Genomic DNA, 11,225 nt, shown 5'->3' with positions numbered 1-11,225 from the left:
GTCCGCGCGCCGCTCGCCGGACGGGTCATCGAGATGGGCGCCGCGCCGGGCGGCTACTGGAACGACGTCAATGCGCCGCTGATGACGATCGCGGACCTGAGCCGGGTCTCGGTGACCGCCGCCGTGCCGGAGAAGGACCTGGCGCGGATCTTCGTCGGGCAATCGGCGCAGGTCGTGCTGAACGCTTATCCCGACGATCCGCGCGCCGGCACGGTGCGCTACATCGGCGAAGTGCTCGACCCCGACACCCGCACCGTCAAGGTCCGCCTGATCCTGGACAACGCCGACGGCCGCCTGCGGCCCGGCATGTTCGTGAAGCTGCGCTTCGCCGGGCCCTCGCACCCGGCGCCGGTGGTGCCCGCGTCGGCGCTGCTGCAGGACGGCCTGTTCACCCGGGTCTTCGTCGAGCGCGCGCCGGGCCGTTATGTCGCCCGCGAAGTGACGGTCGGCGCCGCGATGGGCGACGAGGTGGAGATCGTCTCGGGCCTGCGGCCCGGCGAACGCGTGGTCGTGCGCGACGGGGTGCTCCTCCATGATTGAGCGCCTCGTCACCCTGTGCTTCGACCGCCGCGGCATCGTCTGGCTGGTCTTCGTCTTCGCCGCGCTCTACGGCGTCCACAGCTTCCGGCAGTTGCCCATCGAGGCCTATCCGGACATCGCCGACGTGACCTCGCAGATCGTCACCCAGGTCGACGGCCTGGCCGCCGAGGAGGTCGAGCAGCAGATCACCGTCCCGATCGAGCGCGCCCTGCTCGGCACGCCCGGCATGCAGGTGCTGCGCACCCGCAGCCTGTTCGGGCTGTCGCTGGTGACCGTGGTCTTTCAGGACGGGGTCGACGGCTACTGGTCGCGCGAGCGGCTGCAGGAGCGCCTGGCCGAGCTCTCGCTGCCCTACGGCGCGCGGCCGGGACTGGACCCCTACACCTCGCCCACCGGCGAGATCTACCGCTACACGCTGGAGAGCCCGACGCGCGGCCTGCGCGAGCTGTCCGAGCTGCAGACCTGGACCGTCATTCCGCGGCTGAAGAAGGTCGGCGGCGTCGTGGACGTCACCAACTTCGGCGGGCTGACCACCCAGTTCATGCTGTCGCTGGATCCCGCGCGGCTGACGCAGTACGGCCTGACGCTCGGCCAGGTCGTGGAGGCGCTGAACGCCAACAACAGCAGCGGTGGCGGCAGCGTGATCGACCGCGGCGAGCAGTCCTATGTCGTGCGCGGCGTCGGCCTGCTGCGCTCGCTGCAGGACATGGGCAACGTGGTGGTGAAGACGGCCGCCGGCGTGCCGGTGCTGGTCAAGGACCTCGGCGAACTGCGCCTGGGCGAGGTCGAGCGCCGCGGCATCCTGGGCAAGGACACCACCGCCGACACGATCGAGGGCATCGTGCTGCTGCTCAAGGAGGCCAACCCGTCGCGCACGCTCGAGGGTCTGCACGCGGCCGTCGACGAGCTCAACACGTCGCTGCTGCCGGGCGACGTCAAGGTCGTGCCTTACCTTGACCGCGCCACGCTGATCGAGGCGACGGCGCACACCGTCGGCCACACGATGGTGGAAGGCATGGTCGTGGTCACGCTGGTGCTGCTGCTGTTCCTGGGCAGCCCGCGCGCGGCGCTGGTGGTGGCGGTCACCATCCCGCTCGCGCTGCTGGCGGCCTTCATCTTCATGCACCACGCCCATGTGCCGGCCAACCTGCTGTCGCTGGGCGCGATCGACTTCGGCATCCTGGTGGACGGCGCCGTCGTGGTCGTCGAGCACCTGCTGCGCCGGCGCGAGCAGACGGCCGACCGGGCGCTGACGCCGCGCGACGCGGTCACTGCGACCTTGCAGGTGGCGCGGCCGATCTTCTTCGGCATGGCGGTGATCGCCGCGGCCTACCTGCCGCTGTTCGCCTTCGAGCGCATCGAATACAAGCTCTTCAGCCCGATGGCCTACGCCGTCGGCGCGGCGCTGGTGGGCGCGCTGCTGGTGGCGCTGACGCTGACGCCGGCGCTGGCCTGGCTGGCTTTCCGGCGGCCGCGCCCGGCCTTCCGCAACCGGCCGCTGGAGGCGCTGCAGGCCCGGTATGCCGCCTTCCTCGCGCGGGCGGTCGGCCGTGGTCGCTGGCTGGCCGTGGCGGTGGTGACGTCGGCCCTGGCGCTCGCGGCGCTGGCGGGCACGATCGGACGGGACTTCCTGCCCTACCTCGACGAAGGCTCGATCTGGTTGCAGGTCCAGATGCCGCCCGGCATCACCCTGGAGAAGGCCGCCGGGATGGCCGACGCGCTGCGTCGCGCGACGCTGGAGTTCCCCGAGGTCGCGCATGTGGTCACGCAGACCGGTCGCAACGACGACGGCACCGACTACTGGACGCCGTCCCACATCGAAGCCAGCATCAGCCTCACGCCCTACGACACCTGGACTGCGCCGGGCGGCAAGCAGGGGCTGATCCGGCGCCTGGCCGAGCGCTATGCCCGCATGCCGGGCTACACCGTGTCCTTCATGCAGCCGATGATCGACGGCGTGCAGGACAAGCTGTCGGGCGCGCACAGCGACCTGGTGGTCAAGGTCTTCGGCGACGACCTGGACGAAGGGCGTCGCATCGCCGCCCAGGTGGCCGAGGTACTGCGGACGGTGCCCGGCGCCGCCGACGTGGCGGTGGACGTCGAGCCGCCGCTGCCCAACCTGCGCATCGATCTGGACCGCGCCGCCGCGGCGCGGCTGGGCGTCAATGCGGCCGACGTCGCCACGCTGGTGTCCACCGGCATCGGCGGCGCGGCCATCGGCCAAGTCTACGTCGGCGAGAAGCGCTACGACATGACGGTCCGCTTCACGCCCGAGTCGCGCGCCAGTCCGCAGGCCATCGGCGATCTGCGCCTGACCGGGGCCAACGGCGCGCAGGTGCCGCTGTCGGACGTCGCGCAGATCCGCACGACGGTGGGCGAAAGCGTGATCGTGCGCGAAATGGGCCAGCGCCACCTGATCGTGCGGCTCAACACGCGCGGCCGCGACCTGTCGAGCTTCCTCGCCGAGGCCCGGCCGGCGCTGGAGCGGCAGGTCCGCTTCGACCGCCAGCGCTTCCGCCTCGAGTGGGGCGGGCAGTTCGAGAACCTGCAGCGCGCGCAGCAGCGCCTGGCGGTGATCCTGCCGCTGACGCTGGGGGTGATGCTGCTGTTGCTGTTCGCCGAGTTCCGCAACCTGCGCCAGCCGCTGCTGGTGCTGGGGGTGGTGCCGCTGGCGATGATCGGCGGCTTCGCGGCGCTGCACCTGCGCGGCATGACGCTGAACGTCTCCAGCGCCGTGGGCTTCATCGCGCTGTTCGGCGTGGCCGTGCTCGGCGGCGTGCTGATGGTGGCGCAGATCAACCGGCTGCGGCGCGACGACGGCCGGCCGCTGCGCGAGGCGGTGCTTGAAGGCGCTGCCGGCCGCATGCGGCCGGTGCTGATGACGGCGGCGGTCGCGGCCTTCGGCCTGACGCCGGCGATGCTGGCCACCGGCCTGGGCAGCGACGTCCAGCGACCGCTGGCGACCGTCGTCGTCGGCGGGCTGGTGACCGCGACGCTGCTCACGCTGCTGCTCCTGCCCGCGCTGTACCACGCGATCGAAGCGCGCGTGGAGCGGGCCGCCAACCGGCGTACCGCGCGCGCGCCGCTCGACCACGACCACGACCACGCCGCAGCCTCGGAGCCCCTGGCATGACGCGCCTCCTCTTCCTCACCCCTCGCCGCGAAGCTGCCGTCGTCGCCAAGGCCACTGGCCAGCGGCGGCGGACTGCTCCTCGTGGCGTCCTGGCCCTGGCGACCGCGCTGGTGACAGGCTCCCCGTTCACGTATGCGGCGACAACAGCGCCGAACGCGGCGACGGGGACTGCGACTGCGACTGCTGCTGCTGCTGCTGCGGCGGCGGCGGCGGCGACTTCGCCTTCGACGACCGCCCCGAACGCGCTGAGCGTGCTCAGCGCACCGGGCTCGTCGAAGGCTCCGATCGCCTCGGTCGTGCCCGCAGCGGGTCCCGACGCCGTGGCGAAGGCCAACGGCGTGTCCTTCGCCGCCTACCTGGACGCGGTGGGCCGCTTCAACAACGCGCTCGCCGCGCAGCGCGAGGCGGTGGCGGCCGCCCGCGCGGGCGTGCCGATGGCGGCGCTCCGGCCGGACCCGTCGTTGTCGCTCGGCGCCGGTCCGGCGGAACTGGGCCGGGAGGTGCATCCCAAGCCGCGCCTGGCGCAGAGCATCGGGCTGAGCTACACGATCGAGACCGGCGGCAAGCGCGAGCGCCGCGTCGATGCCGCGCGCAGCCAGGTCATTGCCAGCGAGGCGGCGCTGGCCGGCGCCGGCCGGCAGGCCGCCGCCGACGCTGCCGCCGCCTTCATCGAGGCCTGCCGCACCCACGAGGCGCTGCGGACCCAGGAAGCTTCGCTGGCCGCGCTGACCGACATCGTCCGGATGAACGAGCGACGCCATGGCGCCGGCGATCTGGGCGGCCTCGAACTGCTGCAATCCCGCAACGAGCGCGACCAGTTCCTCGCCACCGTCGTCCGCGCGCGGGCCGACGCGCGGTCCGCGATGGAAGGGCTGGCCGCGCCGCTGGGCCGCCGCTGGCGCGAGGTCTTCGGCGACGCATCGCCACTGTGTGCCTTCCAGGACGGGCGGGCGCCGGAAGGACTGGAGGGCCTGGAGAGACTGGGAGGGGTGGAGGGACCGGAAGCGATGGAGAGGATGGCGGGGCCCCGAGGCAGCGACAACGAGGGTGGCGCGCTCGATGCCCCCGATGCGCTCGACGCCCTGGTGGCGCGGGCGATGGACGAGCGCGACGACGTGCGCATCGCCCGGGCGGCGGTGGACAGCGCCCGCGCGGCCGCAGACCTGGTCCGTGCCAACCGCTGGGTCGATCCGAGCGTCAGCCTCAGCTACGGCTACACGCCCCAGGGCCGCCATGGCGTGTCGACGGACGGCACGGCGGTCGATCCCTCGCCGCGGTCCAACACGCTGTCGGTCTCGGTCTCGATGCCGATCCCGCTGTCGCGGCTGGACCGGGGCGACGTGGTCCAGGCGGAAGCCGCCGTCACCCAGGCCCTGCTGGCCCTGCGCCAGACCGAGCTCCAGGCGCAGGCCGATGTCCGCGCGACCCACGCCCAGTACCGTGCCGCGCTCGAGAACCTGACCCGCTATCGCGACGCGACCCTGAGCGACGCGCGGCGCGTGGTGGAGGGCCTGCGGACCTCGTACCGGCAGGGTGCCGCGTCGCTGCTGGAGCTCCTGGCGGCCCAGCGCGCAGCGGACGACACCGAGCTCGCCTACCTGCAGGCGCGCAGCGACCTGGCCGGCGCCACCGTGCGGCTGCAACTCAGCCTCGGCCGCGCGCCGGCGCCGTGATCCGGCCAGGCCTGGCGCCGCATGCGAGACTGCCGCCCATTCGGAGAGAGGCGATGAGGATTCTTCTGGTCGAGGATGACCGCAAGGCCGCGGGGCTGCTGGTGCGCGGGCTGCGCGAGGAAGGGTTCGTGGTGGACCACGCGGCCAGCCTGGCCGAGGCCGACGAGGCCGCCTTCGTGACCACCCACGACCTGATCGTGCTGGACGGCCTGCTGCCCGACGGCGACGGCGTCACCCTGTGCCGCACGCTGCGCGCGCGCGGCCAGCAGGTGCCGGTGCTGATGCTCACCGCCCGCGACGCGCTGTCCGATCGCGTCGACGGCCTGAACGCCGGCGCCGACGACTACCTGACCAAGCCCTTCGAATTCGAGGAACTGCTCGCGCGGCTGCGCGCGCTGCTGCGGCGCTCGGAGATGACCCGGCCGCCGGTGCTGGTCGCGGAGGACCTGCGGCTCGATCCGGCCGCGCTGCAGGTGACGCGCGCCGGGCGGCCCATCGAGCTGACGCCCAAGGAATTCGCCCTGCTGCAGGCGCTGATGCGGCAGCCCGGCGCGGTGGTCTCGCGCCAGCGCCTGGCCGAGCAGATCTGGCACGGCGACCCGCTGGCGATCGACAACCTCATCGACGCCCACATGAGCAAGCTGCGGCGCAAGATCGACGCGGCCGGCGCCCAGCCGCTGATCGAGACGGTGCGCGGACGCGGCTTCCGGCTGCGGGGACCGGCCGATGCTTAGCTTCCGTCGCCGGCTGGCGCTGCTGCATGTGGTCGTCGTCACCACGGTGCTGGCGGTGGCGGCGACGCTCACCTACCTGAGCCTGGTGGCCGCGCTGCGCGCGCAGCTGGACGGCGCGCTGCTGGTGCTGGCCGAGCAGGAGGCCAGCATCCTCGCCGCCAGCCCCGGCCTGCCGGTCGCCGTGCATGAGCCGGGCACCACCGCCGCGCCGCCGCCGTACGCGCGGCTGGACCGGCTGGTGCAGATCATCGGCCCGCGTGGCGAAGTGCTCGCGCGCAGCGCCAACCTCGGCGCCGCGGCGCTGCCGAACGATGCCGCCTTGCTGGCGCGCCTGGCCCGCGGCGAGACCGTCTTCGAGCACCTGGCCTTCGGCGACGAGCCGACGCGCCGCGTCTCGGTGCCGGTGCATGGCGGTCGCGCGCTGGCGGTGCAGGTGGCCGGCTCGCTGGACGACGTCGACCACGCCGTCGCTTCGGCGGGCTGGATGTTCCTGGTCATGGGGCTGGTGCTCGTCGTCGTGCTCACCGCCGCCGGCGCGCAGCTGACCGGCCGCGTCTTCGGCGCGGTCGACGACATCGTCCGGCAGGCCCGGCGCATCGGTGGCCGCACCCTCGCCGAACGGCTGCCGCATCCCGGCACCCGCGACGAGATCGGCCGGCTGATCGACACGCTCAACGACATGCTGGCCCGGCTCGAACACGCCTTCGAAGCGCAGCGCCGCTTCACCGCCGACGCCTCGCATGAGCTGCGCTCGCCGCTCTCCCGGCTGCGCACGGAACTCGAGATCACGCTGCGCCGGCCGCGCGGCGCCGACGAGTATGTCCAGGCGCTGCGCTCGGGACTGGAGGAAGTCGCGCGGCTGACGACGCTGGTGGAGGAACTGCTGACGCTGGCGCGCCTGGATGCCGGGCAGGACATGGCGCCGGTCGCGCCGGTGGCCATCGCCCCGATCCTCGAGGCGGTCGTGCGGCGCGCGCAACCCGCCGCCCAGGCGCGCGGCATCACGCTGACCCTGGCGGGCGCGGACGACCCCGGCGCGGACGCGTCGGGTGCGCACGCGTTTGCTGCACACGCGTCTGCTGCACACGCGCCTGCTGCACACGCGCTTGGCACGGACGAATCCAATGACGGTGGGCCCGGCGCGACGGCCCGGCTGCCGCGCGAGCTGCTGATGCGGGTCGCGACCAACCTGGTGGAGAACGCGGTCAAGTACAGCGCCGCGGGCGGCACGGTGCTGGTCTCGCTGGTCGTGCGGCCGGACGCCACCGAGCTGGTCGTCGAGGACGACGGCCCCGGCCTCCCCGCCGAGGAGCGCGAGCGGGTGTTCGAGCGCTTCTACCGGGGCGCCGCCGCGCGCGTGGCGGACATCGAAGGCACCGGCCTGGGCCTGGCGCTGTCCGACCTGATCGTCCGCGCCGCCGGCGGTCGCATCGAGGTGGGCGTCTCGCGCTGGGGCGGCGCGCGCTTCACGGTGCATCTGCCGGCCGGCGACGCCTGAGCGCCGCCGCACCGGCGCCCGGTCACAGGTCCCGGCCGTTGAAGTGCGTCACCGGAATGCTGTCGAGCTCGATGCCCTCCAGGCAGCGGACGTTGATCGCCGCCATCGCGTTGCCCTTCGGGTCGGAGCCCTCGGCATAGGGATGGATGCCGCACACCGTGCAGAAGCGGTGCTTGATGGCGTGCTTGTTGAACTCGTAGGTGGCGGCCGCCGCCTCGTCGGTCTTCAGCCGGAACTGGCCGCGCGGCACGAACCACAGCAGCGACCCCTTGCGCTGGCAGATCGAGCAGTTGCAGGCCATCGCCCCGTCGATCTCGCCATCCACCTCATAGGCCACCCGGCCGCAATGGCAGCTTCCCTGGTAGGTCGTCATCTCGTCTCCGCTCTGCTTTTGTGAAGCGGCCGACCTTACCTCAGCCCGGCCCGCGCCGGGCGTCACTTGAGCATCAGCTCGACATCCTGTCCCGGATCGCCGCAGCCATCCAGGCGCAGCCGCAGGAAGTCCAGGTCCATGTGCAGGTGCTCCACCAGTTCCGGCACCGCGAGCTCCAGCGCCGCGACGCGGTCGGACGACTGGTCGCAGGCATCGGCGAGCACCTCGGCCAGATGCAGGATCGCCGCCAGCATCGAGAACGGCCGGATCTCCAGCGGCGCGTTCGCGTCCTTGAAGGCCTCGACCAGGTCGGCCGGGAAGTGCCAGTGCGCCGCCAGCGCCGCGGTCACGTCGGCATGCGTGCAGCCGAAGCGATGCATCTCCAGCGAGAACCGGCTGCCCGGCTCGGCCGCATGGGCCTCGACGTCGGCGACCTGGTCCGGCTCGCTCATCGCCATCATCAGCTGCCCGGTGCGCAGCATCAGCCCGGCGAGGTAGGCGGTGTCGGCATCGCCCTGCAGCAGCTTGGCCAGCAGCCGTGCGTAGCCGGCGGTGCGCACGCTGTGGCGCCAGAAGCGCTGCCGGTCCAGGCCCTTCACCTCAGGAAAGGTGGCGGAGATGCTGGCCGCCATCGCGAGGTTGCGCAGCGTCTCCAGGCCCAGCGCCATCGCGGCGTCCTGCAGCGTGCCGATCGTGTGGGAGGGGCTGTAGCGCGCCGAGTTGGCGAGTCGCAGCACCTTGGCCGCCAGCGTCGAATCCTTGCCGATCAGCTCGGCGATCTGGCCGAGCGAGACGCCGTCGTCGTCCAGGCTGCGCAGCAGCTTGCGCCCGACCTCAGGCATCACCGGAAGGCTGGCGTGCCCCCCGAGAAAGCGTTCCGCGCTGGCGAAAACGGGAGTCGTGGGGGTCATGCTGGCAATCGTCACGGCGGCCTCCTCTGGACGCGACGGCAGGTGGAGGCGAGTCTATGCCGCCCGGCGGCAGCGCGCCAGCGCCAGCAGCGCCACCGGGTCCAGCAGGCCGATGCGGTAGCCCTGCACCGCCAGGACGCCGCGATCGGCCAGATGCCGCAGCGAGCGCGACAGCGTCTCCGGCGAGATCGACAGCCGTGCCGCCACGTCGCGCTTGCGCTCGGCCAGCCGCACCTCGGCCGAGCCGCCGGCCTGCGCCAGCAGCCAGGCGGCGACACGGGCGGTGGCGTCCTTCGTGGTCAGCCCGCGCAGCGCCTCCTGCGCCTCGCGCAGCTGCGCCGCGGTGGCGCGCAGCAGCGCGGCCAGCACCGGCGGCTGGGATCGCAGCCAGAGGGTCGCCGCCGCCATCGGCCACTCCATCACCAGCGCGGATGCCGAGACGACCCGCGCGTCCTCCTCGTAGCGCCCGTCCAGCCAGGCGGTATGCAGATCCAGCCAGCGCGGGCCGCCCAGCGGGCCCCGGGCCAGGACCCGGCCTTCGCAGAGCGCCACCATCGCCACCGCCGCATCGCCCCGGCGGATCGCCAGATCGCCGGCCCGGCAGCGGCGCACCCGCGTCATGCTGGCCAGCGCGGACCAGTCGTCGGCATCCAGCAGCACGTCGCCGAGCAGCGCGCGCCAGGGAACCGGATGCGCGGGACCGGGCATCAAGGCGGCGTTGTGCGCCGGATCGAGACCCGCGACAGCGGGCGGCGGGGTGCCACGGACGGCGCACGTGGCGGGATCGGACAGGAGGTCGGCGGTCACGGGGCATTCTCGGAAACCGGGGATGCCGGACTGTCGCGGGACTGGCCGGAAATTGCCTTGAGGGAGGTCAACATCCGCTCACTCGCCGCGGCACGCGCCCGGTGAGCGAGCGGAGGGGCGCCGATCAGCGGATCAACAGCGCGCGGAAGTCGTTGACGTTGGTCTGCGTCGGGCCCGTGATCAGCAGGTCGCCGAGCGCCTCGAAGAGCGCGTAGCCGTTGTTGGCGGCGAGCAGTTCGGCCGGCTTCAGGCCCAGCGCGCGGGCGCGCTGCAGCGTGCTGGGACTGAGGAAGGCGCCGGCGTTGTCTTCGACGCCGTCGATGCCGTCGGTGTCCGCGGCCAGGCCCCAGACGCCGTCCTGCCCGTCGAGCGCGATGGCGCAGCCGAGCACGAACTCGCCGGCACGACCGCCGCGTCCGGGCTGCGGCACCAGCGTCACCGTGGTCTCGCCGCCGGAGAGGATCAGGCAGGGCCTGGCGAAAGGCTCGCCATGCCGCGCCACCGAGCGCGCCAGCGCGGCATGCACCCGCCCGACCTCGCGCGACTCGCCCTCGATCTCGTCCGACAGCACATGCGCGGTCAGGCCGAGCGCGCGCGCCGCCTCGGCCGCCGCCTGCAGGCTCTGACGGGGCGCGGCGATGATGCGCTGCTCGTGACCGTCGAAGCAGGCGTCGCCCGGCTTGGGCGTCTCCCACTCGCCGCGCTCCAGCGCGTCGACCGCCACCGGCGGCAGCGCGATGCGGTAGCGGCGGCAGATCGCCAGCGCTTCGGCGCAGGTCGTCGCGTCGGGCACCGTCGGACCGGAGGCGATCACCTGCGGGTCATCGCCGGGCACGTCGGAAATCATCAGCGTGAGCACCTTGGCCGGGGCGCAGGCGGCCGCCAGCCGACCGCCCTTGATCGCGCTGAGGTGCTTGCGCACGCAGTTCATCTCGACGATGTTGGCGCCGCTGGCCAGGAGCGCGCGGTTCACCGCCTGTTTGTCCGCCAGCGTCAGGCCCGGTGCCGGCAACGGCATCAGCGCCGAGCCGCCGCCGGAGATCAGGCAGATCACCTGGTCGTCGGCGGTCGGCCGGAAGTCGCGCACCAACTGCAGCATCCGCGCCGCCGCCCGCTCGCCGGCGGCATCGGGCACCGGATGCGCGGCCTCGACCATTTCGATGCGCCGCGGCTGGTAGTCCGGCGGGATGTGGCCGTAGCGGGTGATCACCAGCCCCCTCATCGGCGCGGACGCGGGCCAGGCCGCCTCCATCGCCTGCGCCATCGAGCCGCCGCCCTTGCCCGCGCCGATGACCAGCGTGCGTCCCCGGGGCGGAGGCGGGAGATGGCCGGCGAGGATCTTTCCCGGCAGCGCGCGGTCGACCGCGACGCGATAGAGGTGCTTGAGCAGCGCGCGCGGGTCGTCGAGCAGCGCCTGGGCCTGCGGGTCCGGCGCGATCGATGGCGTCGAAGGCGCGGCGCCGGACGAGGGGGAGAAGGCGGCGCCGGCAGCGGCGGAAGCAGCGGCCCGCGCCGCGTCGGAGGATGAGCTCATGGGCGCCGATTGTGGGCAGGGG

General features: G+C 73.2%; 9 protein-coding genes. 5 read left to right on the top strand and 4 right to left on the bottom strand.

All coding sequences use genetic code 11. The annotated features are described in order from the left end of the window. The 5 genes from CS062_RS14685 to CS062_RS14665 form a co-directional block, all read left to right on the top strand. Window positions 1-540: efflux RND transporter periplasmic adaptor subunit (locus CS062_RS14685; RefSeq protein ID WP_143742351.1), on the top strand; the 540-nt coding region annotated here is incomplete at its 5' end. Further along, window positions 533-3,673 (top strand): efflux RND transporter permease subunit, encoded by a 3,141-nt coding sequence (locus CS062_RS14680; protein WP_099862359.1) that lies wholly within the window; start codon window positions 533-535, stop codon window positions 3,671-3,673. The genes CS062_RS14685 and CS062_RS14680, both read left to right, overlap by 8 nt. Beyond that, window positions 3,670-5,346: a TolC family protein gene (locus CS062_RS14675; RefSeq protein ID WP_099862358.1), complete on the top strand. Its 1,677-nt coding sequence runs from the start codon at window positions 3,670-3,672 to the stop codon at window positions 5,344-5,346. Before CS062_RS14680 ends, CS062_RS14675 begins: the two co-directional genes overlap by 4 nt. Window positions 5,347-5,399: 53 nt before the next feature. Beyond that, window positions 5,400-6,080 (top strand): response regulator transcription factor, encoded by a 681-nt coding sequence (locus tag CS062_RS14670; protein ID WP_099862357.1) that lies wholly within the window; start codon window positions 5,400-5,402, stop codon window positions 6,078-6,080. Continuing rightward, a complete protein-coding gene (locus CS062_RS14665) occupies window positions 6,073-7,578 on the top strand; it encodes a sensor histidine kinase (protein WP_099862356.1) in 1,506 nt (501 codons plus the stop codon). Before CS062_RS14670 ends, CS062_RS14665 begins: the two co-directional genes overlap by 8 nt. 22 nt (window positions 7,579-7,600) lie before the next feature. Here CS062_RS14665 and CS062_RS14660 read toward each other — a convergent pair whose 3' ends face one another. The 4 genes from CS062_RS14660 to CS062_RS14645 form a co-directional block, all read right to left on the bottom strand. Beyond that, complete coding sequence (locus tag CS062_RS14660; RefSeq protein WP_099862355.1) at window positions 7,601-7,951, bottom strand: GFA family protein; 351 nt, start codon at window positions 7,949-7,951, stop codon at window positions 7,601-7,603. 62 nt (window positions 7,952-8,013) lie between these two features. Further along, window positions 8,014-8,793, bottom strand: coding sequence for an HDOD domain-containing protein (locus CS062_RS14655; protein WP_158238793.1), 780 nt, complete (start codon window positions 8,791-8,793; stop codon window positions 8,014-8,016). A gap of 123 nt (window positions 8,794-8,916) precedes the next feature. Continuing rightward, entirely contained in the window at window positions 8,917-9,669 is a 753-nt protein-coding gene (locus tag CS062_RS14650) for a Crp/Fnr family transcriptional regulator (protein WP_099862353.1), read from the bottom strand. A 124-nt stretch (window positions 9,670-9,793) separates the two neighbouring features. Next, window positions 9,794-11,203, bottom strand: coding sequence for a glycerate kinase type-2 family protein (locus CS062_RS14645; RefSeq protein ID WP_099862352.1), 1,410 nt, complete (start codon window positions 11,201-11,203; stop codon window positions 9,794-9,796). Window positions 11,204-11,225: the final 22 nt, after the last annotated feature.

The organism is Roseateles chitinivorans (assembly GCF_002761755.1).
GTDB classification, from domain to species: Bacteria; Pseudomonadota; Gammaproteobacteria; order Burkholderiales; family Burkholderiaceae_C; genus Roseateles; species Roseateles chitinivorans.
The sequence above is the reverse complement of the archived record's forward strand: the minus strand, read 5'-3'. Positions and strand labels throughout refer to the sequence as shown.